The organism is Microbacterium sp. EYE_78, from assembly GCF_023149035.1.
GTDB lineage: Bacteria > Actinomycetota > Actinomycetes > Actinomycetales > Microbacteriaceae > Microbacterium.
The window spans coordinates 255,870-278,134 of the sequence record NZ_JAHXMY010000001.1; the positions used below are offsets into that span (position 1 = coordinate 255,870).

A 22,265-nucleotide genomic window follows, 5' to 3' on the forward strand; every position below is an offset into this window, starting at 1 on the left:
AGGAGCGCCCGTGTCCACCATCCTCTTCACCCTCGGCCGATGGGCCTACCGCCACTCGTGGCGCGTGCTCATCGCCTGGGTCCTGCTGCTCGCCCTCGCCGGCGGCGGCGTCGCCCTCTTCATGAAGGGCACCGACAACTCCTTCACGATCCCCGGCACCGAAGCCCAGGAGGGCATCGAGCTGCTGAACCGCACCTTCCCCCAGGCGAGCGGCGCCAGCGCACAGCTGATCGTGGTGACGCCCGAGGGCGAGACGGTCGAGGATGCACCCCTCCGCGGCGAGATCGACGACCTCGTCACCCGCCTCGGCGACATCGAGGGCGTGACCTCGGCGACCTCGCCGTTCGACGAGATGGTCGACGGCCTCGTGTCGGACGACGATCGCGCCGCGCTCGTGCAGATGCAGTTCGACGGTCAGGCCACCGACGTGTCGGACGCGACCGTCGAGGCGGTCGAGGCCGCGGCATCCGACTTCGCCGACGCCCTCCCGAGCGGCGCGCAGTCCGCCCTCGGTGGCGACCTGTTCGCCACGTCGATCCCGGCGCTGTCGATCATCGAGGCGGTCGGCGTGCTGATCGCCCTGTTCGTCCTGATCGTCACGTTCCGCTCCTTCGCCGTCGCCTGGTTCCCACTCGTCAGCGCCCTGATCGGCGTGGCGCTCGCGATCGCCCTGATCTACGTCTCCACGGCGCTGACGACGATCTCGTCGACGACGCCGATGCTCGCGGTCATGCTCGGCCTCGCCGTCGGCATCGACTACGCCCTGTTCATCGTGTCCCGGCATCAGGACCAGGTGCGCGCGGGCATGGAGCCCGAGGAGTCCGCCGCGCGCGCCGTGGGCACGGCGGGCTCGGCCGTCGTGTTCGCCGGCGTCACCGTCATGATCGCGCTCGTCGGACTCAGCATCGCCGGCATCCCCTTCTTGTCGACGATGGGCATCGCCGCGGCCGTCGCCGTCGCGGTGGCCGTCGCTGTCGCCGTGAGCCTGACCCCCGCCCTCCTCGGCTTCGCGAAGGGCCGCGTCGTGGGCTGGGGCGGCCGGATGCTGCAGCGCGGCGTCTCCACGAAGCGTCGCCGGCGTGCGAAGGACGCGGACGCCGACGGCGAGCCGGCGCCCGAGCGGCGCGCCGCCACGCCGGCACCGACGCGACCCAACCGCTGGGTGATGCTCGTCACCCGGCATCCGATCGTCACGACCGTCGCCGTCGTGGTCGGCCTCGGCATCATGGCGATCCCCTCGGCGAGCCTCCACCTCGCGCTCCCCAACGCCGGCGTGCAGCCCCCGTCGAGTCAGGCCCGCCAGGCCTACGACCTGAACGCCGAGTACTTCGGCGCCGGCTCGAACGGCCCGCTCATCATGACCGGGACGATCGTCACCTCCACCGATCCCCTCGGCCTCATGGACGACCTCAAGGCCGAGGTCGAGGCGATCCCCGGCGTCGAGCGGGTCGCCCTCGCGACGCCGAACGAGACCGCCGACACCGGACTCATCCAGATCGTCCCCACGACCGCGCCCGACGACCCGGCGACCGCCGACCTCGTCCGCGAGCTCCGGTCGCACCACGACGAGTGGCTCGACGAGTACGGTGTCGACCTGAAGGTCACCGGATTCACCGCAGTGGGCATCGACATCTCCGACCGGCTCGGCGCTGCACTGCTGCCCTTCGGGATCTTCGTCGTCGGCCTCTCGTTCATCCTGCTGATGGTCGTCTTCCGCTCCATCTGGGTGCCGCTCAAGGCCACGCTCGGCTACCTCCTGTCGATCCTCGCCGCCTTCGGCGCCGTCGCCGCGGTCTTCGAATGGGGATGGCTCGCCGATCTGCTGCACGTGACCCGCACCGGCCCGGTCATCAGCTTCATGCCGATCATCCTCATGGGTGTGCTGTTCGGTCTCGCGATGGACTACGAGGTCTTCCTCGTCTCGCGCATGCGCGAGGACTTCGTCCACGCGGCACGGGCCCGCGGCGGTCGGGCGAACCGCGAGACCGCGATCGCCGCCGTCCGCAGCGGCTTCACCGCCTCGTCCCGCGTCGTCGTGGCAGCGGCCGTCATCATGTTCGCCGTCTTCGCCGCCTTCGTGCCCGAAGGCGACAGCTCGATCAAACCCATCGCCCTCGGATTGGCCGTCGGCATCGCTGTCGATGCCTTCCTCGTGCGCATGACCCTCGTGCCCGCCGTGATGACGCTGCTGGGCGACAAGGCCTGGTGGATGCCGCGGTGGCTCGAGCGACTGCTGCCCCACGTCGACATCGAGGGCGAGGCAGTCGAGCACGAGCGGGCGCACGCCGACTGGCCCGAACGGGACTGGCCGGGTGCCCTCGCCGCCGACGACCTCGAGGTGCGCGCCGAGACCGCCGGCGACGACGTCGTGCTGTTCTCCGGAGCGAGCGCGCGGGTCCCCGACGGCGGGACGCTCCTCGTCACGGCCGACGACCCGCACGCCTCGCGGGCGTTCCTTCTGACGGTCGCCGGGCGCATCGCCCCGTCGGGCGGGTTGCTCCGCGTCGCCGGGCACCTGCTGCCCGGACGGGCGGCGTGGGTCCGCGCACACACCGGTGTCGCCGAACTCTCGGGCGCGGAGGCACCGCTCACCGAGCTCCGACGTGCACTCGCCGGCCGCACCCGCTTCGTCGCGATCGCCGGGATCGACCTGCTGAGCGGCAGCGACCGCGATCAGGCTGCCGCCCTGCTGCGGGATGCCACGAACACGGTCGCCGCGCGCGGCGCGGCCCTCACTGTCGTCGCCTCGGCACGCGACCTCGACGCAGCCCGCGCGCTGCTGGCCGAGGCCTACCGGCCCCGCGCCGAGGTCCTCCGCCTCACCCCTTCCTCCCCCGCATCCGTCACCGCACCGGCCCCGGCCGCCACCGACACCACCACCGACACCCAGGTGATCCCCTCATGACCCTCCCCATCGAACGCTCCCAGTCCCGCAGGCCCGTCTCGTGGATCACGCTCCTCGGCGTGCTCCTCCTGCCGGCGATCATCGGCGGCATCCTCGTCGCCGCGCTCTACAACCCGACCGAGCGCCTCGATGCGATGAACACCGCCATCGTGAACAACGACGAGCCGGTCGAGATCGACGGGCAGACCACTCCCCTGGGCCGCCTCCTCACGGCCGGCCTCGTCGAGGGCTCCGATGAGCTCGACAGCAACCTCACCTGGACGATCTCCAACACCGCGGACGCCGAGGACGGCCTCGAGGACGGCACGTACGACGCGATCGTGACGATCCCGGAGAACTTCTCCTCGGCGGCCACCTCGACCGCCCCCGGCGGCACACCCGAGCGCGCGACGATCGAACTGACTACCTCGCCCGACGCGCGCATCGTCGACGACGCCATCACCACGCAGGTCACCCAGACCGCGGCATCCGTCCTCGGCGAGCAGTTGACGACGACCTACCTCGAGAACGTCCTGCTGGGCTTCACCACCCTCGGCGAGCAGCTCGGCGACGCTGCGGACGGCGCGACCCAGCTGGCCGACGGCGCGGACGACGCCGCCGACGGCGCGGCGCAGCTGTCCGACGGTGCCGCCACGGCCGCCGACGGCGGGTACTCCCTCGCCGACGGCGTGCGCGAGCTGGCCGGCGGGGCGCAGGGCCTGTCGACGGGCATCGCCGCGATCGGCACCGGCGCAGCAGGGCTCGCCGGTGGCGCGCAGCAGCTCGCAGACGGGGCGGGAGCAGCGGCCGACGGCATCGACCGACTCGCCGACGGAGCCGACCAGCTGTCGGCGGGCGCATCCGCCACGGCGGGCGGGCTGAACGACCTGGCCGACGGGGCGAGGCCGCTCGCCGACGGCACGCAGCAGCTGGCGGACGGTCTCGCCGACGCCGCCGAGCAGACCGCCGCCATCCCCGCGATCCCGAGCGACGTCGTCGCCGGACTCAAGGCCCTGACCGCAGACGGGGAGCAGAACCGCGAGGCGGTGACGACCATCGTGCAGGCGCTGCAGTCCGCCTCCGCCGCGTGCGACCCGGCCGTCGACGCCGACCTCTGCGCAACGCTGGCGGACGCGTCCGCCGATGCGACCGCCGCCCTGCCCGGCCTGCAGCAGGTCGTCGGAGATTCCGAGCAGCTCGCGAAGGACATCGACGCGATCGCCCAGTTCGGCCCGACCCTCAGCACGGGGCTCGGCCAGTCGGCCGTGGCTGCACAGCAGCTTGCGGGCGGCATGGACGAGCTGGCCGACGGTGCCGACCGGCTCGCCGGCGGCGCCGACCAGCTCGCGACGGGCGCGTCGGGGCTCGCTGACGGGGCGGGACAGGCAGCCGCCGGCGTCCGACGGCTCGCGACCGGCGCCGACCAGCTCGCCACCGGCGCCGACGGACTCGCCGACGGTGCGGGGCAGCTCGCCACCGGGGCCCAGACCTTCGCCGCCGGCGCGGGCACTGCGGCATCCGGCACCGACGAGCTCGCGAACGGCATCGGCGCCCTCGCCGACGGCGCAGGACAGCTCGCAGACGGCAACCGGCAGCTCGCCGACGGCACCGGTGAGCTCGCCGATGGCCTGGGTCAGGCCGTCGACGGCGTCCCGACCTACACCGACGCGCAGGCCGCGGACCTCGCTTCGATCGTTGCGAACCCCGTCGTCGCGGACGGCACGGGCACCTCGCTCTTCGGCGCCTCAGCGGTGCCGCTCCTCGCGACGCTCGCCCTGTGGTTCGGCGGCCTGGCCTCGTTCGTCGTCCTGCAGGCCGTGCCGCGGTCCTCACTCGCGTCGCGCCGCTCGTCGGCCGCGCTGGCGCTGCGCGCCCTCGCCCCGGGCGCGGCGATCGGCGCCCTGCAGGGCGTGCTCGTCGCCGTCGTGGTGCAGCTCGCCGCGGGGTACGACGCCGGCGCGTGGGCGGCGTTCGCCGCGATGTGCGTGCTCGCGGGTGTCGCCTTCGCCGCGGTGAACCATGCGCTGGTCGCCCTCTTCGGCGGCGTCGGACGATGGATCGCCGCACTCGTCGGGGTGCTCGCGATCGCGACCGGCATCGTGTCGACCGTGCCGGGGACCCTGCTCGATGTCGCAGGCCTCATGCCGACCGCACCGTCGTACACCGCGATGCTGGCCGCGCTGACGGATGCCCGGGGCGGCGCCGCGGCAGCCACCGGGCTCGTCGTCTGGACCCTCCTCGCCGTCGGCGCGAGCATCCTCGCCGTGACCCGCCATCGGTCGACGTCGGCGCGGGCGGTGCTCGCCCAGCCGGCCTGATCGAGACCGAAGGCCCCGTCCACGCGGACGGGGCCTTCGTCGTCTCATCAGTCCGAGCGTCGGACCGTCGTCGTCATCGTCAGCTCGTGCCCGCCGGGCACCTCCGCTGCGGCCAGGGCCACCCGGATCTCCGCGATCTCGGACAGGGAGGTGAGGTGGGTCCCGCCGCACGGCAGCTCGACGACGCCCTCCGGCAGCTCGCACCGCCAGCTGCGGCGACCGGCCAGCGTCGGATCGTCCCGGTGGACGCCGACCGTCCCGGGCGTGCCCGCCCATCCGCGCAGGACGTCGTTCACACGCGCCTCGACGTCGGCGAGGTCCGCGAGGGCGGCGGGATCGAACCCCTTCTTCCGCAGCGACTTGCCGATGCGATAGACGTCGGTCGACCCGTTCTCGGTGATCCGGCTGGACTGGATCGCCAGCGCGTCGAATGCGGGGTGGCCCGCGGCATCCGTCACGACCGTCTTCGTCCAGGCGTCCGAGAGGGCTGCGTCGAGGGCGAGGGATGCCAGGTGGCACCCGGTGTGCCCCGCCGACAGGGCGCGTCGCAGCCGCGCGTCCACGGCGGCCTCGACGGTGTCGCCCGCGGCCGGACCCGGCGCCTCGACGACGTGCACGACGACGAAGGTCCACCCGTCCGTACCGGTGCGGACGGGGAGGTCCGGACCGACGTGCAGCTCGCCGTCGTGGACACCGGCGGTCAGCACGGCGAGGACCGGGAGGTCGCCGCCCGCGGTGCGCAGGGTGCCCGCGTCGGCCGGCTGGTCGGGCCACGCGGTGTCGACCGGGTGGAACGGGGTCCGATCGAGCACGACACCGACCCGACCACCCGCGAGCGGCACGACGTCGACGACGGTCGCCGTGCCCGTCAGGTCGCCGTCCGGGTAGGTGACGACCGTGGGCGCGAGATCCGTCAAGAGTTCAGGCCGCTGTAGGAGTGCAGGCCCTGGAAGAACTGGTTGACGATCGTGAAGTTGAACAGCACCGCGCAGAAGCCGACGATCGACAGCCAGGCGGAACGGACGCCGCGCCAGCCGCGGGTCGCGCGGGCGTGGATGTAGCCGGCGTAGACGACCCAGATGACGAAGGTCCAGACTTCCTTGGTGTCGAAGCCCCAGTACCGGCCCCACGCGTCGTTGGCCCAGATCGCCCCGGCGATGAGGGTGAAGGTCCAGAGGACGAAGCCGATGATCGCGAAGCGGTAGGCGAGGGACTCGAGCACCTCGGCGCTCGGCAGCGTGCGCAGGAACGGCAGCCGCGTGCGGGGTGCGGCATCCGATCCGACGGCGGCGAGCGCGATGCGCTCGCGACGGGTCTGCAGCAGCTGCACCACCGACAGGGCGAAGGCGATCGCGAGGAAGGCCGAGGCGAGGGACGCCACGAAGACGTGGATGACGAGCCAGACGCTCTTCAGAGGGTCCGAGAGCGGGACGACCTCGACGTAGTACGCGAGGGCCGCACCCCCCAAAAGCACGACGATCAGTCCGTTGATGAAGGCGCCGAGGAATCGCAGGTCGTACTTCACCAGCACGCCGAGGAAGACCGCCACCACCAGGAGCGTGCCGGTGAGAGCGAACTCGTAGTTGTTGGACCACGGCACCCGACCGGCGGCGATGCCGCGGGTGACATCGGCACCGAGGTGGAACAGCCACGCGATGGTCGTCAGCATGACGCCCAGACGCGCGAACAGATAGCGGCCTCGCTGCGAGGGCGCCGCTTCGAGGGCCACCTTCGCGGCCGCCTCTTCGGCGCGGATCTCGTCGATCGACTGACCGCCCGCCGCAACCAGCGAGCGGGCCTTGGCGTCCTGGGTCTGCAGGGCGAGGTCGGAGCGACGGGCGAGGTCGACGGTGAATGCGAGGAAGCCGAGCGTGTAGACCGCGATCGCGGTCCACAGCAGCAGGACGGAGATGTCATCGAACGACATGGCGGGCCCTTCGGGGGACGGGTGGTATCAGTCTACGTTCGCCCGCGTGTCACGGGCCGGGGCGGATGCCTCATCGGTGCCGGTCTCGGACCCACCGAGCGCTGCGCGGTGCTGACGCGCGAGGTCGGCGACGGCGACGGCGATGGCCGGGTCCTCGCCGCGGGCGAGACCGGCGTACTCCAGGCGGACGGTGTCGCCCTCGGGTGTCGCCTTGACCCACATCCGGCGGCGCGGGACGAACAGGGCGGTGAACAGGCCCAGCAGTGCGAGGATCGCGAACACCAGCACCCAGGTGGCGCTCGAGTCGTTGTGGATCGAGAGCGAGATGTACCGCTTCACCGATTCGGGGGCGCCCGCGCGGGTCTCGTCCTCGAAGGTGACGGTGCCGCGACCGCCCGGCAGGTCGACGGTCTGACCCGGGACGAGCTCGAGCGAATCGACGTCGGACTCGTTGCCGGCGATCTGCGTCATATCGTCCGTGTTCAGCGCGTACACCGACCGCGGGGTGCCGTCGTCGATGCCGAGATCCCCCTCGTAGACCCAGAAGGTCAGACGCGGGTTGACGAGGTCGCCGTAGATGGAGGTCAGCGCACCGCTGTCGAGCGCGCCGGCGGTCGGATAGAAGAACCCGACCATTCCCAGCTGCTCGCCCCCGGTGTCGGGCACCTTCACGACGCCCTGCGAGGTCATGGTGGCACTCTGCGGCAGGAACGGCACCGCCTCGCTGAAGACGACGTCGCCGGCGCCGTTGCGCACCGTGATGGTCGGTGCGTACCCGTTGCCCATGAGGTAGATCCGATCGCCCGCCATGGTGATGGGGTGGTTCACGCGGATGACCTGGCTCTCGGCATCCTGACCCGGGAACCGCGTCGTCACGTGCGCCGCGAAGTCGCCCGCCTGCCCGGCACCGGGCGTGCCCGGCTCGGCGTAGGTGACGTCGAACTCATCGAGCGCGATCGAATACGGCGGCAGCGCCTCGGTGTCGACGAAGCGACCCGGGTTGAACGAGGTGTAGCCGAGCCCCAGCGAGTTCACGAACCCGTCGCCCTCGGTGATGACGGTCTGCCCCGTATAGGTGAAGCCGCCGCCGATGCCGACGGAGATGAGGATGCCGACCAGCGCGCCGTGGAAGAGCAGGTTGCCCGTCTCGCGCAGGTAGCCGCGCTCCGCCGAGACCGACGCGACGCCGCGCGCGTCGTACCGCTCGACGCGGTAACGGGCGGAGCGCAGCTGCGCCTCGGCGAGGTCGACGGCGTGGGCGGCGTAGCCCGCGGCATCCTCCCCCTCGGGGAGTGCGACCGACGCCTGCGCGCGGTCGTCGAGGCGGGCCAGGCGTGCGGGCGTGCGTGGCGGGCGCTGGCGCAGCGCCTTCCAGTGGTGCTTCGTGCGCGGGAGGACGCAGCCGATGAGCGAGATGAACAGCAGGATGTAGATCGCGGAGAACCACACCGACGTGTAGACGTCGAACAACTGCAGCGCGTCGAAGGTGGGGAAGAGGTCGGGGTTCGTCACCCGCCACTGCGAGACGCCGTTCGGGTCGGCGCTGCGCTGCGGCACCAGCGACCCCGGGATCGCGGCGATCGCGAGCAGGAGCAGCAGGACGAGCGCCGTGCGCATGCTGGTGAGCTGGCGCCATCCCCAGCGCAACCAGCCGACGACGCCGAGCGCGGGCTGGCCACCGCTGAACACCGGACGCTCGTCGCCGGTCTTGTCGAGGTGGTCGCTCGGACGGAGGGGGCCGTCGACCTCGGCGGTCGTGCCGCGCTCAGAGGAACGTCGGGACACCCGCCACCACCCCCTGGAAGGCGGACATCAGCGCGGTCCAGGCGCCCGAGACCATGAGGACGCCGAGCACCACGAGCAGCAGTCCGCCCACGATGTTGACGACGCGGATGTGGCGCCGCACGAAGGCGACCGAGCGGGTCGCCCAGTTGGCGCCGAGCGCGAGCAGGATGAACGGCAGCCCGAGACCGAGCGAATACGCCACCGCGAGGAGTCCCGCGCGGCCCGGGTCGGCCTGGCTGTAGGCCATGCTGAGGATCGCAGCCAGTGTCGGGCCGATGCAGGGCGCCCAGCCGATGCCCATCGCGAGGCCGAGGAGCGGCGCACCGACGAGCCCGAGGTTCTGCCGCAGCTGCGGGCGGTAGATCTTCTGCGCGAAGCCGAACACCCCGAGGAACACGAGCCCCAGCACGATGACGACCACGCCGAGGACGCGGGTGATCAGCTCCTGGTACTCGAGGAAGACGCGGCCCAGGGTGCCTGCGAACAGCCCCATCGAGACGAAGACGACGGTGAACCCGGCGATGAAGAGCAGGACCCCTCCGAGCAGCCGACCGCGACCGGGTGCGGCGACGCGGGGCTTCGTGGCGGTCGCGACCGCTCCCTCGGCACGGGACGCGGCCCCGCGTCGCTCCGCCTGCGGGGTCACCGCGCCGCCGAGGAACCCGAGGTAGCCGGGGACGAGGGGCAGCACGCACGGCGAGAGGAACGAGACGAGACCGGCGAGTGCGGCGATCGGGATCGCGAGCCACAGCGCTCCGTCGAAGACGATCGAGCCGGGGTTCATCCCTCCTCCGCCAGCGCGTCGTCGACGAGGGTGCGGAGGGTGGAGGCATCCTCGAGCTGTCCGAACAGACGGGCCGCGACCCGACCCTCGCGGTCCACGACGAGCGTGGTCGGTGCGGCCTGGAGCGAGGTCCAGTCCGCGAACTCCAGCTTCAGGTCGACGTCTCCGCGGGCGAGGATCGAGGGGTAGGGCACGCCATAGGTCTTCTCGAACGAGGCCGCCTGCTCGGGCCCGTCGTAGATGTTGACGCCGAGGAACTGCGCGCCGTCCGCGGAGGTGTCGTCGTAGGCCTCCTCGAGGAACGGCGCCTCGGCCCGGCACGGCCCGCACGCGGCGTACCAGAAGTTCAGGACGAGGACGTCGCCGGCGAACTCGTCGCTCGAGACGGTGGAACCGTCGACGGCGGTGCCGCTGAAGGAGAGCGCCTCGCCGCGCTCGGCCGCCGGGATCTCCTCGACGGTGCCGTTGCTGGAGATGAACCCCTGTGTGTTGCCTTCGCGGTACTGGTTCGAGAGGTCGTCGTTCGCGCCCGAGCAGGCGGCGAGACCGACGGCGAGCGCGAGGACCGCCACGGCCGAGAGGATGCGGCGCCTCATACGGCCCCCACATCCACGGCGCCGGCGGTCGCGGCGGGCTCGGCGTAGTCGACCTCGCGCCAGACGTCTCCCGAGAGCTCGAAGCTCGTGACGCTGGACAGCTCGCAGCGGCGCCGCCGCGGGTCGTGCCGCAGCGGCAGGCCCGCGACCGCGAGGTGCGTGATCCAGATCGGCAGCTGATGCGAGACGATGACCGCGTCGCCGGAGGTCGTGCGATTCCAGGCGTCCCTCATAGCGGCGTCCATCCGGGCGACGACCTCGGCGTACGCCTCGCCCCAGCTCGGCAGGGCGGGGGTGCGCAGGTGCCACCAGTTGAGGGGGTTCCGGAGGGCATGCCGCATCCGACGCCCCTCGAAGACGTTCGTCGGCTCGATGACCCGCGCGTCGATGAGCGGCTGCAGACCGAAGATCTCGCCGAAGGGGGCGGCGGACTCGCGGGCTCGCTCGAGCGGCGACGCCACGAGCGAGCGGACGGGACGCCCCTGCCGCTTCAGGTACTCGGCGGCACTTCTCGCCATGCCGTGACCGTCGTCGCTGAGGTGGAACCCCGGAAGTCGCCCGTAGAGCACGCGGTCGGGGTTATGGACCTCCCCGTGGCGCACGAGATGAAGGCGGGCGGCGGGCACCCCTTCAGTCTACGTGAGGGGGTCCTATGGGGGACCTGAGCGCAGGCTGCGAGGGGCGGCCTTCAGGCCGAATCGCCGGAGGCCTTCGCGCGTCCGTCCCGCACGACCGCGCGGACGCGGACGACGACGAACCACACGACCAGCACGACGACGACGACGATCACGATGTTCTGGAAGACACCGGCGTACTCCTCGACGATGTGCCAGTTCTCGCCGAGGAAGAACCCGGCGAGCACGAAGATCGAGTTCCAGATGAGGCTTCCGGCCGTCGTCAGCAGCCCGAACTTCCACCAGTGCATCTTCGAGACGCCCGCGGGGATCGAGATGAGGCTCCGGAACAGCGGCACCATCCGCCCGAAGAAGACGGCCACGGCGCCGTGTCGCTCGAACCAGGCAACGGTCTTCGTGACGTCCTCGCCCTTCATCAGCGGGAGCTTCTCGGCGATGCGGGTGAGGCGGTCGGCCCCCAGCACGCGTCCGAGGACGTACAGGATGTAGGCGCCGAAGACGGAGCCGAAGGTGGTCCACGCGATCGCCTCAGCGAGGGTGAACGCGCCGCGCGAGGCGGCGAGGCCGGCCAGCGGCAGCACCACCTCGCTGGGGATCGGCGGGAAGAGGTTGTCGAGACCGACGGCGACCGCGGCACCGGGAGGACCGATGAGGTCCATCAGCGACACCACCCAGTCGGCGAGGGCGGACAGCCAGGAGCCGTCGCCGGATCCGGAGCCGGACGCGGCGTGGAGAAGGTCGGTCATCGGGTGCACTCTCGCCCTCGGTGATCGGATGCCCGGCCGGGCCCCTGAACCCTCAGCCTACGGGCGCCCGCAGGCCCGCGCCTGGGGACTGGCCGTACACTCCGCTCGGGGTGGCCGGACACCACCCGCCGCGTAGACTCTCCCCTCGTGAGTGAACGCACCCTCGTCCAGCAGCTGCAGTCCCGTGAAGACGGTCCCGTCTCGGTCTCCGGATGGGTCGAGACCGTCCGTGATCAGAAGAAGGTGCAGTTCGTCATCCTCCGCGATGAGACCGGCGCGGTGCAGCTCGTCAATCCCGCGACGCGCCCCGCTGAGGACGGCAGTGCGCAGGATGCCGCGGCCCTGGCCCTCACGGACCTCATCTCGAACCTGTCGACGGGCACCTTCCTGACCGCGACCGGTGAGCTCAAGCACGACGAGCGCGTCAAGCTCGGCGGCGTCGAGATCAAGATCGGCGGTCTCGAGATCGCGGCCGCCGCGCTGCCCGAGACGCCGATCGCGGCCGACTCGGGTCTCGACAAGCGCATGGACTGGCGCTTCATCGACCTGCGCCAGCGTCGCAACAACCTGGTCTTCCGCATCCAGACGACGCTCGAGCACGCGATGCGCAGCTACTGGGTCGAGCGCGACTACATCGAGGTCCACTCCCCCAAGCTCATGGCGTCGCCGTCGGAGTCCAACGCCGAGCTCTTCGAGGTGCCCTACTTCGAGGACAAGACGGCGTACCTGGCCCAGAGCCCGCAGTTCTTCAAGCAGATGGCCCAGGTCGCAGGCTTCGGCAAGATCTTCGAGATCGCCCCCGCCTTCCGCGCCGACCCGTCCTTCACCTCGCGCCACGCGACCGAGTTCACCTCGATCGACGCCGAGATCAGCTGGATCGACTCGCACGAGGACGTCGCGCGCATGCAGGAGGAGCTCCTCCAGACCGCGATCCGCGCCGTCGCCGATAAGCACGGCGACGAGATCAAGGCCCTGTTCGACATCGACGTGGTCGTCCCCGAGCTCCCGTTCCCGCGCATCCCGCTCGCCGAGGCCCGCGAGATCGTCGCGGCCCGCGGCTACGCGATCCCCCGCACCGACGGCGACCTCGACCCCGAAGGCGAGCGCCAGATCGCGGCCCACGTGCAGGAGACCTACGGTCACCAGTTCGTGTTCATCACCGACTACCACCCCGAGATCCGCGCGTTCTACCACATGCGCGACGAGGAGACCGGGCTGACGAAGTCGTACGACCTGCTCTTCAACGGCGTCGAGATCACGACGGGCGCCCAGCGTGAGCACCGCGTCGATGTCCTCATCGAGCAGGCGAAGGAGAAGGGGCTCGACCCCGAGCACCTCGACTTCTACCTCGACTTCTTCCGCTTCGGCGCCCCGCCCCACGGCGGCTTCGGCATGGGCCTCGCGCGCGTGCTCATGCTGCTGCTCGGCCAGGACTCGATCCGCGAGGTCACCTACCTCTTCCGCGGACCGACGCGCCTCGCGCCCTAACACGGCACCCCACCCGTTCGGCAACGGCTCGGCTTCGGCCGGGCCGTCGCCGTATCGTGGCTGACTCCGCGACGAGAGGAGCAGCCCGCGATGTGGGACGGATGGATGGAATTCGGGATCGCAACCCTGATCGGCGTCGCCGCGGCGACCGTGGTCGCCGGGGTCGCGGCGGTGACGCTGCGCGTCATCACACGACGACGCCGGTGGGCGGGTGTCCTCAGCCGGCAGTCACGCGCCCCGTTCCGGATGCTGCTGCTCGTCGTCGCGCTCTGGGGCGCGGTGCAGACGACGTTCCCGGATGCGACGTGGCGCAGCATCCTGGCGCAGATCCTCACCATCCTCATCATCGCGGCGAGCGCGTGGCTGCTCGCCTCGCTGGTCGTGGTCGCGACCGACGTCGCCCTCGGCCGCTACCGGATCGACGTCCCCGACAACCGCGTAGCCCGACGCATCCGCACCCAGACCCTCATCGTCCGCAGGCTCGCGATCGCCCTCATCGTGATCATCGGCATCGGCGCGGCGCTCCTGACCTTCGACTCGGTGCGAGCGGTCGGCGCGAGCGTCCTGGCGTCCGCCGGCATCGCCTCGGTCGTGGCGGGTCTTGCCGCCCAGTCGGTGCTCGCGAACGTCTTCGCCGGTCTGCAGATCGTCTTCAGCGACGCGCTGCGCGTCGACGACGTCGTCGTGGCGGACGGCGAGTGGGGCCGCGTGGGCGAGATCACCCTGAGCTACGTGGTGCTCGACCTGTGGGACGACCGCCGGCTCGTGCTGCCGTGCACCTACTTCACGACGACGCCGTTCGAGAACTGGACCCGTCGCGGGTCCGAGCTCCTCGGCGCGGTCGAGATGGACCTCGATTGGAACGTCTCGCCCGAGCGGATGCGCGAGCACCTGCACGACGTCGTCGAGCGGACCGACCTGTGGGACGGCCGCACCGCGGTGCTGCAGGTGACCGACGCCGTCGCCGGGTACGTCCGCGTCCGCATCCTCGTGACGGCGAAGGACGCGCCGACGCTCTTCGACCTCCGCTGCCTCGTCCGCGAGGCCATGGTCTCGTGGGTGCAGCGCACCATGCCGCAGGCACTCCCCGTGCAGCGCGTCGTGATGGCGGATGCCGGGGCGCAGCCGCCGCACGATCGTCACGGCGCGGACCCCACGCCCACCCACGACGGCCTGTTCACCGGCAGCATCGAGGCCGAACGGCGGGCCAGCACGTTCACGAACGCCATCCCCGTCGTGCGCGACCCGGAACCCGGTCGCTGAGCGCCGGCCGACCCGTCGCCCACGCGTCATCGATCGTTCACTCCGCATGAGCCACCGGGTCATCCGCCGCCCGTAGGTTCCCCTCGTCCCCCCGTGCGTCGCGCTGTTCTGCGCGCGCAGGACAACCGAGAGGAATCGCATGTCCCGTCCGTTCCCGCGCCGCGCGTCCGTCGCCGTCGGCCTTGTCACCATCGCCGGCCTGTCGCTGGCCGCCTGCGCCGCCACCCCCGGCGCCGAGAACGCCGCCGGCGAGGCGTCCGTCGCCTCGACCGCGACGAGCGTCGAGGACTTCGGCAGCTTCGAGGACCTCGAGGCCGCCGCCAAAGCCGAGGGCAACCTCAACGTGATCGCGCTTCCGCGCGACTGGGCGAACTACGGCGAGATCCTCGACCTGTTCGCCGACCGCTACCCCGAGATCACGATCAACGAGCAGTCGCCCGACGTCTCGAGCGCCGAGGAGATCACCGCGGCCGAGACGAACGAGGGCCTTGACACCGCCCCCGACGTGTTCGACCTCGGGTTGACCGTAGCCCTGCAGAACACGGACCGGTTCGCGGCCTACCAGGTGCAGACCTGGGACGACATCCCCGATGAGCTCAAGGAGCCGACGGGCCTGTTCGTCGGCGACTACGGCGGGTACATGTCGGTCGGCTACGACTCCGCGAAGTTCGACGGGCCGGCCGAGCTCGACGACCTGCTCGGGGATGACTACCGGGGTGCCGTCGCCATCAACGGCGACCCGACCCAGGCCGGTGCCGCCTTTGCCGCGGTGGGCCTGGCCGCGGTCCAGTCGGGTGGGACGCTCGACGACTTCCAGCCCGGCATCGACTTCTTCTCGGAGCTGAACGCCGCGGGCAACATGCTCAAGCTCGACGTGACGAGCGCCACGGTCGCGAGCGGCGAGACACCGGTCGTCTTCGATTGGGACTATCTGAACGCCGCGCACACCGCCGACGTCCCGACGTGGAAGACCGTCGTCTTCGACGGCGTCGGCTACGCCGGCTACTACAACCAGGCGATCAACATCGACGCGCCGAACCCTGCCGCCGCACGTCTGTGGCAGGAGTTCCTCTACAGCGACGAGGTGCAGAACCTGTGGCTGAAGGGCGGAGCGCGCCCGGTCCGGATGGAGGCGATGACGGACGCCGGCACGATCGACGCCGACCTCGCCGCGGCACTCCCGGAGGCCCCGGCCGAGACGGTCGTCCCGACGGAGGAGCAGTCCACCGCCGCCGGCGAGCTGCTCGGCGCGAACTGGGCCGCGGCGGTGCAGTGACGACCACCGCACCGGCGGGACACGCGACGTCCGGCAGCCCGCTCGTCGCACGCGAGGGGTCGGAGCGAAACGCTCCGGCCCCTCGCGGGCGCGGCCCGCTCGACTGGTCCTGGCTGGGCCTCGTCCCCTTCGCCGGCTACCTCGCGCTCTTCCTCGTCGTCCCGACGTTCCTGGCGCTCGGGACCGGCTTCGTCGACGGTGACGGAGCCTTCACCTGGGACAACATCGCGGCCCTCGGCGACCCCGTCGTCCTTCAGACGTTCTGGAACTCCACCTGGGTCTCACTCCTGACCGCAGCGATCGGTGCGATCCTCGGCGCGCTCGTGTGCGTCGCGATGCTCGGCCTCCCCGAGCGGGGCATCGTTCGCACGACCGTGGACGCAGCTTCCGGGGTCCTCGCCCAGTTCGGCGGCGTCATGCTCGCCTTCGTCCTCATCGCCACCATCGGCACGCAGGGCGTCGTGACCCGCATCCTCGACGATGTCCTCGGGCTCGACATCTTCGCCGGGGGTGCCTGGATCTACGCTCTCCCCGGCCTCATTCCGGCGTACGTCGTGTTCCAGGTGCCGCTCATGGTCATCACCTTCATGCCGGCCCTGTCCGCGCTGAAACCGCAGTGGCTCGAGGCGCACCTCACCCTCGGCGGAACGGTCCGCGGGTTCTGGCCGCAGATCGGGATGCCCGTGCTCGCCCCCTCGTTCTTCGCGAGCTTCCTGCTGCTGTTCGCGAACGCCTTCTCGTCGTACGCGACGGCGGCGGCCCTCGCCAGTCAGGGCTCGCAGATCGTGCCGCTGCAGATCCGCAACGCCCTCACGAGCGAGACGCTGCTCGGGCGGGAGAACCTCGCCGGGGCGCTGGCCCTCGGGATGATCGCCGTGGTCGCCGTCGTCATGGCGATCTACGCGCTCGTGCAGCGACGCGCCGCGAGGTGGCAGTCATGACGTCCTCGTCGCTGGCTCCCTCTCGGACCATGCGTCTCGTGATCGGGATCGTCGTCGGCATCGTCTTCGCGGTGCCGTTCCTCGCGACGGCCATGTTCACCCTTACGGCCGCCGACGGCACGCTGACGCTCGACCGCTGGGCGGCGCTCTTCGACCCGGCGGCAGCGGCACGGTACCGCCCGGTCTGGACGGGCCTCGTGAACTCCTTGGTCCTCGCCGTCGTCACCGTGGCGATCGTGCTCCTCGTGTTCGCGCCGACGATGGTGCTCGTGCATCTGCGGTTCCCGCGCCTTCGCCGCGGGTTCGAGTTCCTCGCGCTGCTGCCCATCACCATCCCCGCGATCGTGCTCGTGGTCGGGCTCGCACCCATCTACCTGCAGATCGGACGCACCCTGGGGACGGGCGCATGGACGCTCGCGTTCGCGTACGGCGTGCTCGTGCTGCCGTTCGCCTACCGGTCGATCCAGGCGGCCATCGACGCCGTGGACCTGCGTACCCTCACCGAGGCAGCGCGGACCCTCGGCGCGGGGTGGCCGATCATCCTGTTCCGCGTCGTCGCGCCGAATCTGCGGCAGGGGCTCCTGGCGGCATCCCTCATCTCGGTCGCGGTCGTCCTCGGGGAATTCACGATCGCGTCGCTGCTGAACCGTCAGGTGCTGCAGACCGGTCTCGTCGTCATCAACAAGCAGGATGCCTGGGCCTCGGCGATCTTCACGCTGCTCGCACTCGCATTCGCGTTCGTCCTGCTCCTCGCCATCGGCCGCGCCGGACGTGCCGGCTCCGAAAGGAACACACCGTGACCATCGACTCCACCCCGACGGCGCGGAGCCTGCCCCGCACGGCCGACAACACCCTGCTCGCGGGCGCGGGCGACGGCACCCGCGTCGAGCTGCGCGGCATCGTGAAGGACTACGGCACCACCCGTGTGCTCCATGGGGTCGACCTCGATGTCGCCCCCGGCGAGTTCATCTCCCTGCTCGGCCCATCGGGATGCGGCAAGACGACCGCGCTCCGGGTCATCTCCGGGCTGGAGCCGGCGACGTCCGGCTCGGTCGCCTTCGGGGGCTCGGACATCACCCGCATCCCGACGAACAAGCGCGACATCGGCATGGTCTTCCAGGCGTACTCGCTCTTCCCGCACCTCCGCGTGCGCGAGAACGTCGCGTTCGGTCTGCGACGACGCAAGGTGGATGCCGCAACCGCCCGCCGTCGGTCGGGCGAGGCTTTGGACCTCGTCGGCCTCGGACACCTCGCCGACCGCTACCCGCACGAGCTCTCCGGAGGCCAGCAGCAGCGTGTGGCGCTCGCGCGAGCGCTCGTCACGGAGCCGCGCGTGCTGCTCCTGGATGAGCCGCTCTCCGCCCTGGACGCGAAGGTGCGCGTGCAGCTGCGCGACGAGATCCGCCGGATCCAGCTGCGACTGGGGACCACCACCGTCTTCGTCACGCACGACCAGGAGGAGGCGCTGGCGGTCTCCGACCGGATCGCCGTCATGGACGCGGGCCGCATCGAGCAGGTCGGCACCCCCGAAGACCTCTACCGGCATCCCGCGACGCCACGGGTCGCCGCCTTCGTCGGCCTGTCCAGCGCCGTCCAGGGCATCGTCTCGGCCGGCGGCGTCAGCGTGTGGGGGACGGTCGTCCCCGTGCAGGGGGACGCCCCGGACGGCCCGGTGGACGCGCTCGTCAGACCGGAGCACGTCCACCTCGTCGGCGTCGGACAGGGCGTCGGAGCCGTCGTGGAGGAGAGCACCTTCCTGGGCAGCATCCGCCGGACCCTGGTCCGCACCGACGACGGCACGCTCGTCAGGCTGCAGCATCCAGCCGATGAACGCCTCGAGTACGGCGAACGCGTGCGGATCGCGCTCTCGCCCGTCCCGCTCTCGGTGCGGGGGCGCTGAGCGCCGGCTGACCCGGGTCAGACCTCGAAGTCGACGGCCATCCGGGAGCCGGTCACGCTCCGGATGTACGCGACCACCTCGAGGTGGGCCGGATGCTCCTGGTAGGCCTGCAGCGCGTCGAGGTCGTCGAGGTCGAGGACGAGCGAGACGTCCGCGTTGGACTCCGGGACGGCGACGTTCGTGCCGACGCTCAGCGAGCGGACGCCGGGGATCACGCCGTCCAGGCCGCCGAGCAGGCGCGCCACCTCGGCCGCGTGCGCCGCGCGCGTCGCGGCGTCGTCTGCGGCCATCTTCCAGATCACGACGTGGCGGATCATGCGCGCGCCCCCGCGGTCAGTGCCGTGCGGAGCCGATCAGCGGAGACACGCCAGTGCGCGTGCAGCTCCCCGTCGATCAGGACGACGGGGATCTTCTCCCACCACTGGGCGTGCAGCGCTGCGTCGTCCGCGATCGAGAGCTCCTCGATCTCGACCTCGCCCTCGGGCAGGTCGGCGACGACGGTCTCGACGATCTCGCGAGCGACGTCGCACAGGTGGCAGTCCGGCTTGGAGATGAGGGTGAGTGCGGTCACCCCCTCATTCTCCCCGCTGGCGCGGGCCCTGGACGCAACACGAAGCGCCCCGACGATCGGCGGACCGACCGGGGGCGCTTGGTGTTGCGTGCCGCTTACTTCTTGTTGCGGCGCTGGTGGCGAGTCTTGCGAAGCAGCTTGCGGTGCTTCTTCTTCGCCATGCGCTTGCGGCGCTTCTTGATGACTGAACCCACGGGAAACCTCACTAGATCGGGGTCTGGACGCGCGGTGTTCGCGTCCGGGAACGGCACAAACGGAAAAATGCCTCAGGGCAGTCTAGCCGACGTCGGCGATCGGCCGCTGCAGGGCCTCGGTGACCGCCGACTCGGGCACGCGGTAGCTGCGACCGAAGCGGACGGCGGGGAGTTCGCCGGAGTGCACGAGGCGGTACACGGTCATCTTCGACACGCGCATCAACTCCGCCACTTCCGCGACGGTCAGAAAGCGCGCGTCCGAAATGCCCGACATGGTGTCCCCTTTTTTAGTTCCCGTCCCCCGAATCCCTCAACAGTAGGGGCTCGGCGGGACCGGTGTAAACCGGTGTGACGGATGTGACCGGTGGGATCAGCGTCCGGGCAGCTTGCCCAGCACGCTCGCGACGGCATGTTTCGCGGATGCGGCGGCTCGACCGACCACCTCGGCGGCATGTGCGGCACCGTCGGGCAGCGCAGGGGCGTGGGCCGCGGCATCCTCGTCGGTCGCGAAGAACGGGAACAGCCAGTCGTCGACCTCGTCCAGCGGCGCGGGAGACAGGCTGTAGTAGCGGTGCTGGCCGAGTTCGCGGACCGAGACGAGGGATGCCTCGCGCAGCACCTTGAGATGCTTGGACACCGTCGGCTGGCTGACTCCGAGCGACGACACGATGTGCGAGACGCTGGTGCCGTCCGCCCCCGACACGGCTCGTTCGCGCAGCAGCTGCAGGATGTCCCGACGAGTGCCGTCGGCGATCACGTCGAAGATGTCCGCCATGGCATAAGGGTAGCCCGCCCTCGCGCGGGAGTACCATGACAACGATCTGAACGAGGAAGGGGCGCGGATGACGGGCCTGGCCGTCGACGAACGCGCCCCGCGGGGCGGCCCTGCGTGGCATCGTCGGGTGTTCTCCGCGCTGCGCGATCTCGCCACGGCATCCCCCTCCCGGTTCGCCGTGCTGATCTTCTCGGCGCTCATCCTGGTGTTCACCGCCCTGTTCTCGCTGCCGATCATGGCGGCGGACGGGCGGGTCACGCCGCTCCCCGATGCGCTGTTCACCGCGGTGTCGACCATCTGCGTCACGGGACTGGCCACCGTCGACATGGCGACCCATTGGTCGCCGATCGGGCACGTCTTCATCTTCATCGGCGTGAACGTCGGAGCGATGGGCGTCCTGACTCTCGCGTCGATCCTCGGACTGGTCATCTCCAAGCGCCTCGGTCTGCGCGCGAAGCTCCTCGCCGCCGGCGACAGCAACCCGATGCGGGCGCACGGCGGGCCCGTCAACGAGGGGCAGGCCGTGCGGCTCGGCGAGGTCGGCCAGCTGCTGTCGACCGTCGCGCTGTCCACATTGGTCATCGAAGCGGCCCTCGCCGTCCTCCTGTACCCCGCGCTCCTCGCGAGCGGGGTCGATGCCCTCACCGCGCTGTGGGAGGCCCCCTACTACTCGGCGATGGCCTTCACCAACACGGGCTTCACCCCGAACGCCGAGGGCCTCGCGCCGTTCGCACAGAACTACCTGCTGCTGACGATCCTCATGGCCGGCGTCTTCCTCGGATCGATCGGCTTCCCCGTCATCTACGCGCTCTGGCGCCACCGCTGGCACACCCGGCGCTGGACGCTCCACGCGAAGCTGACCCTCATCACCACCGTCGTCCTGTTCTTCGTCGGCGCGCTGGCCTTCGTCATCCTCGAGTACGGCAACCCCGAGACCTTCGGGACGATGGATGCCTGGGACACGACCTTCCAGGCCCTGTTCCTCTCCGCGATGACCCGGTCCGGCGGCTTCGCCATCATCGACATCGACGAGCTGCACGAGTCGTCGCTGGTCGTCGGCTCGATGCTCATGTTCGTGGGCGGCGGTTCGGCCTCCACGGCGGGAGGCATCAAGGTCACGACCCTCGCGGTCCTCGCCCTGGCCGTGTGGTCGGAGGCGAAGGGACGCCCGAGCGTCTCGGTCTTCGGCCGCCGCATCCCGAGCGACGTCCAGCGCGTGGCCCTGTCCGTCGTCGCCTGGGGCGCGACCATCGTGGCGCTGTCGACGATCACGATCGCGCACCTGACGAAGGCCCCGCTCGACGAAGTCCTGTTCGACGTAGTCTCGGGCTTCGCGACGGTGGGCCTGTCGACGGGGCTCACGCAGGAGCTGCCGGACTCCGCCGTCTTCGTCATGGCCCTCACGATGTTCATGGGCCGCGTTGGTACAGTGACACTCGCCGCGGCGGTGGCCGCGACCAGTCGAACGCAGCACTATGCGCTGCCCGTGGAGAGGCCCATCGTTGGTTGAGCAGTTGCGCAGCGATTCGCCCGTCCTCGTCATCGGCCTCGGTCGCTTCGGCGCCGCCTGCGCCGGCGAGCTCGACCGGCTCGATCGCGACGTCCTCGCGATCGACGACAGCCTCGACCTCGTGCAGAAGTGGTCGGAGCGGGTGACGCATGCCGTCCAGGCCGACGCCCGCAACATCGAGGCTCTGAAGCAGATCGGCGCGCAGGACTTCCAGGTCGCCGTCGTCGCGGTGGGGTCCTCGATCGAGGCATCCGTCCTCATCACCGCCAACCTCGTCGACCTCAAGGTCCCGCAGATCTGGGCGAAGGCGGTCTCGCAGTCGCACGGCAAGATCCTGGCGCGCGTCGGCGCGAACCATGTCATCTACCCCGAGCGCGAGGCGGGCGAGCGCGTCGCGCACCTCGTGAGCGGTCGGATGCTGGACTTCATCCGCTTCGACGACGACTTCGTGCTCGCGAAGATGTACCCGCCGCGGTTCATCCGCGGCGTCGGCCTGAACGAGTCGGGCGTGCGCTCGAAGTACAACGTCACGGTCGTCGGCGTGAAGAGCCCCGGCAAGCCGTTCCGCTACGCCGAGGCATCCACCGTCGTGACCAACCACGACCTGATCATCGTGTCGGGCACGAACTCGGACATCGAACGGTTCGCCTCACTCGACCGCTGACGCAGCGG

General features: G+C 70.9%; 22 protein-coding genes. 10 read left to right on the plus strand and 12 right to left on the minus strand.

The genetic code is table 11. The features are described 5' to 3' along the window. The first annotated feature begins 10 nt into the window (after nt 1-10). Both KZX17_RS01220 and KZX17_RS01225 read left to right on the plus strand, forming a co-directional pair. A complete protein-coding gene (locus tag KZX17_RS01220; protein WP_248171343.1) occupies nt 11-2,905 on the plus strand; it encodes an MMPL family transporter in 2,895 nt (964 codons plus the stop codon). Beyond that, nucleotides 2,902-5,202 (plus strand): YhgE/Pip domain-containing protein, encoded by a 2,301-nt coding sequence (locus tag KZX17_RS01225; protein ID WP_248171342.1) that lies wholly within the window; start codon nt 2,902-2,904, stop codon nt 5,200-5,202. The genes KZX17_RS01220 and KZX17_RS01225 overlap by 4 nt, the downstream gene beginning before the upstream one ends. Nucleotides 5,203-5,249: 47 nt before the next feature. Here the strand turns inward: KZX17_RS01225 and KZX17_RS01230 are convergent, their stop codons facing one another. From KZX17_RS01230 to KZX17_RS01260, 7 genes are all read right to left on the minus strand, one after another. Next, complete coding sequence (locus KZX17_RS01230) at nt 5,250-6,119, minus strand: metal-dependent hydrolase (protein ID WP_248171340.1); 870 nt, start codon at nt 6,117-6,119, stop codon at nt 5,250-5,252. Then, nucleotides 6,116-7,129, minus strand: a complete 1,014-nt coding sequence (gene ccsB, locus KZX17_RS01235) for a c-type cytochrome biogenesis protein CcsB (RefSeq protein ID WP_248171338.1) — start codon at nt 7,127-7,129, stop codon at nt 6,116-6,118. The genes KZX17_RS01230 and ccsB overlap by 4 nt, the downstream gene beginning before the upstream one ends. A gap of 27 nt (nt 7,130-7,156) precedes the next feature. Continuing rightward, nucleotides 7,157-8,914 (minus strand): cytochrome c biogenesis protein ResB, encoded by a 1,758-nt coding sequence (locus tag KZX17_RS01240; RefSeq protein ID WP_248171337.1) that lies wholly within the window; start codon nt 8,912-8,914, stop codon nt 7,157-7,159. After that, on the minus strand, nt 8,895-9,698 hold the full coding sequence (locus tag KZX17_RS01245) for a cytochrome c biogenesis CcdA family protein (RefSeq protein WP_248171336.1): 804 nt from the start codon (nt 9,696-9,698) through the stop codon (nt 8,895-8,897). The genes KZX17_RS01240 and KZX17_RS01245 overlap by 20 nt, the downstream gene beginning before the upstream one ends. Next, entirely contained in the window at nt 9,695-10,294 is a 600-nt protein-coding gene (locus tag KZX17_RS01250; protein WP_248171334.1) for a TlpA disulfide reductase family protein, read from the minus strand. The genes KZX17_RS01245 and KZX17_RS01250 overlap by 4 nt, the downstream gene beginning before the upstream one ends. Further along, nucleotides 10,291-10,920: a histidine phosphatase family protein gene (locus KZX17_RS01255; RefSeq protein ID WP_248171332.1), complete on the minus strand. Its 630-nt coding sequence runs from the start codon at nt 10,918-10,920 to the stop codon at nt 10,291-10,293. The genes KZX17_RS01250 and KZX17_RS01255 overlap by 4 nt, the downstream gene beginning before the upstream one ends. 62 nt (nt 10,921-10,982) lie before the next feature. Further along, on the minus strand, nt 10,983-11,675 hold the full coding sequence (locus KZX17_RS01260) for a DedA family protein (protein ID WP_248171331.1): 693 nt from the start codon (nt 11,673-11,675) through the stop codon (nt 10,983-10,985). A 147-nt stretch (nt 11,676-11,822) separates the two neighbouring features. On the opposite strand from KZX17_RS01260, the gene aspS reads away from it, so the two are divergent. The 6 genes from aspS to KZX17_RS01290 all read left to right on the plus strand — a co-directional run bounded on the left by aspS (nt 11,823) and on the right by KZX17_RS01290 (nt 18,543). Further along, nucleotides 11,823-13,163: an aspartate--tRNA(Asn) ligase gene (aspS, locus tag KZX17_RS01265; protein WP_248171330.1), complete on the plus strand. Its 1,341-nt coding sequence runs from the start codon at nt 11,823-11,825 to the stop codon at nt 13,161-13,163. Between the two features lie 90 nt (nt 13,164-13,253). Continuing rightward, a complete protein-coding gene (locus KZX17_RS01270; protein ID WP_374107915.1) occupies nt 13,254-14,426 on the plus strand; it encodes a mechanosensitive ion channel family protein in 1,173 nt (390 codons plus the stop codon). A 139-nt stretch (nt 14,427-14,565) separates the two neighbouring features. After that, nucleotides 14,566-15,702 carry an ABC transporter substrate-binding protein gene (locus KZX17_RS01275; RefSeq protein ID WP_248171327.1) on the plus strand — a complete coding sequence of 379 codons (1,137 nt, stop codon included), beginning with the start codon at nt 14,566-14,568 and terminating at the stop codon, nt 15,700-15,702. Next, nucleotides 15,699-16,643 carry an ABC transporter permease gene (locus KZX17_RS01280; RefSeq protein WP_248171326.1) on the plus strand — a complete coding sequence of 315 codons (945 nt, stop codon included), beginning with the start codon at nt 15,699-15,701 and terminating at the stop codon, nt 16,641-16,643. The genes KZX17_RS01275 and KZX17_RS01280 overlap by 4 nt, the downstream gene beginning before the upstream one ends. Then, nucleotides 16,640-17,443: an ABC transporter permease gene (locus KZX17_RS01285; RefSeq protein ID WP_248171324.1), complete on the plus strand. Its 804-nt coding sequence runs from the start codon at nt 16,640-16,642 to the stop codon at nt 17,441-17,443. Before KZX17_RS01280 ends, KZX17_RS01285 begins: the two co-directional genes overlap by 4 nt. Continuing rightward, the gene (locus KZX17_RS01290) at nt 17,440-18,543 is read left to right on the plus strand and encodes an ABC transporter ATP-binding protein (protein ID WP_248171322.1); all 1,104 of its coding nucleotides are present in this window, start codon (nt 17,440-17,442) and stop codon (nt 18,541-18,543) included. The genes KZX17_RS01285 and KZX17_RS01290 overlap by 4 nt, the downstream gene beginning before the upstream one ends. 17 nt (nt 18,544-18,560) lie before the next feature. Here KZX17_RS01290 and KZX17_RS01295 read toward each other — a convergent pair whose 3' ends face one another. From KZX17_RS01295 to KZX17_RS01315, 5 genes are all read right to left on the minus strand, one after another. Further along, the gene (locus KZX17_RS01295) at nt 18,561-18,860 is read right to left on the minus strand and encodes a Dabb family protein (protein ID WP_248171321.1); all 300 of its coding nucleotides are present in this window, start codon (nt 18,858-18,860) and stop codon (nt 18,561-18,563) included. Further along, complete coding sequence (locus tag KZX17_RS01300) at nt 18,857-19,114, minus strand: glutaredoxin family protein (protein ID WP_248171320.1); 258 nt, start codon at nt 19,112-19,114, stop codon at nt 18,857-18,859. Before KZX17_RS01300 ends, KZX17_RS01295 begins: the two co-directional genes overlap by 4 nt. A 95-nt stretch (nt 19,115-19,209) precedes the next feature. After that, nucleotides 19,210-19,308 carry a 30S ribosomal protein bS22 gene (locus KZX17_RS01305; RefSeq protein WP_003792170.1) on the minus strand — a complete coding sequence of 33 codons (99 nt, stop codon included), beginning with the start codon at nt 19,306-19,308 and terminating at the stop codon, nt 19,210-19,212. Nucleotides 19,309-19,390: 82 nt separating this feature from the next. Then, the gene (locus KZX17_RS01310; protein ID WP_248171318.1) at nt 19,391-19,582 is read right to left on the minus strand and encodes a helix-turn-helix domain-containing protein; all 192 of its coding nucleotides are present in this window, start codon (nt 19,580-19,582) and stop codon (nt 19,391-19,393) included. 96 nt (nt 19,583-19,678) lie between these two features. Continuing rightward, nucleotides 19,679-20,083 (minus strand): helix-turn-helix transcriptional regulator, encoded by a 405-nt coding sequence (locus tag KZX17_RS01315; RefSeq protein ID WP_248171316.1) that lies wholly within the window; start codon nt 20,081-20,083, stop codon nt 19,679-19,681. 67 nt (nt 20,084-20,150) lie between these two features. Here KZX17_RS01315 and KZX17_RS01320 point away from each other — a divergent pair, with 67 nt between their 5' ends. Continuing rightward, nucleotides 20,151-21,593 (plus strand): TrkH family potassium uptake protein, encoded by a 1,443-nt coding sequence (locus KZX17_RS01320; RefSeq protein WP_248171315.1) that lies wholly within the window; start codon nt 20,151-20,153, stop codon nt 21,591-21,593. Continuing rightward, nucleotides 21,559-22,257, plus strand: coding sequence for a TrkA family potassium uptake protein (locus KZX17_RS01325; protein ID WP_374206626.1), 699 nt, complete (start codon nt 21,559-21,561; stop codon nt 22,255-22,257). Before KZX17_RS01320 ends, KZX17_RS01325 begins: the two co-directional genes overlap by 35 nt. The last annotated feature ends 8 nt before the right edge of the window (nt 22,258-22,265 follow it).

Bases quoted from the DNA above. Each gene is read 5' to 3' on its own strand.
- KZX17_RS01295 (WP_248171321.1), bottom strand. From the start codon at position 18,860: ATGATCCGCCACGTCGTGATCTGGAAGATGGCCGCAGACGACGCCGCG.
- KZX17_RS01275 (WP_248171327.1), top strand. From the start codon at position 14,566: ATGTCCCGTCCGTTCCCGCGCCGCGCGTCCGTCGCCGTCGGCCTTGTC.
- KZX17_RS01245 (WP_248171336.1), bottom strand. From the start codon at position 9,698: ATGAACCCCGGCTCGATCGTCTTCGACGGAGCGCTGTGGCTCGCGATC.
- KZX17_RS01285 (WP_248171324.1), top strand. From the start codon at position 16,640: ATGACGTCCTCGTCGCTGGCTCCCTCTCGGACCATGCGTCTCGTGATC.
- KZX17_RS01315 (WP_248171316.1), bottom strand. From the start codon at position 20,083: ATGGCGGACATCTTCGACGTGATCGCCGACGGCACTCGTCGGGACATC.
- KZX17_RS01320 (WP_248171315.1), top strand. From the start codon at position 20,151: ATGACGGGCCTGGCCGTCGACGAACGCGCCCCGCGGGGCGGCCCTGCG.
- KZX17_RS01325 (WP_374206626.1), top strand. From the start codon at position 21,559: ATGCGCTGCCCGTGGAGAGGCCCATCGTTGGTTGAGCAGTTGCGCAGC.
- ccsB (WP_248171338.1), bottom strand. From the start codon at position 7,129: ATGTCGTTCGATGACATCTCCGTCCTGCTGCTGTGGACCGCGATCGCG.
- KZX17_RS01310 (WP_248171318.1), bottom strand. From the start codon at position 19,582: ATGTCGGGCATTTCGGACGCGCGCTTTCTGACCGTCGCGGAAGTGGCG.
- KZX17_RS01225 (WP_248171342.1), top strand. From the start codon at position 2,902: ATGACCCTCCCCATCGAACGCTCCCAGTCCCGCAGGCCCGTCTCGTGG.
- KZX17_RS01250 (WP_248171334.1), bottom strand. From the start codon at position 10,294: ATGAGGCGCCGCATCCTCTCGGCCGTGGCGGTCCTCGCGCTCGCCGTC.
- KZX17_RS01270 (WP_374107915.1), top strand. From the start codon at position 13,254: ATGTGGGACGGATGGATGGAATTCGGGATCGCAACCCTGATCGGCGTC.
- KZX17_RS01260 (WP_248171331.1), bottom strand. From the start codon at position 11,675: ATGACCGACCTTCTCCACGCCGCGTCCGGCTCCGGATCCGGCGACGGC.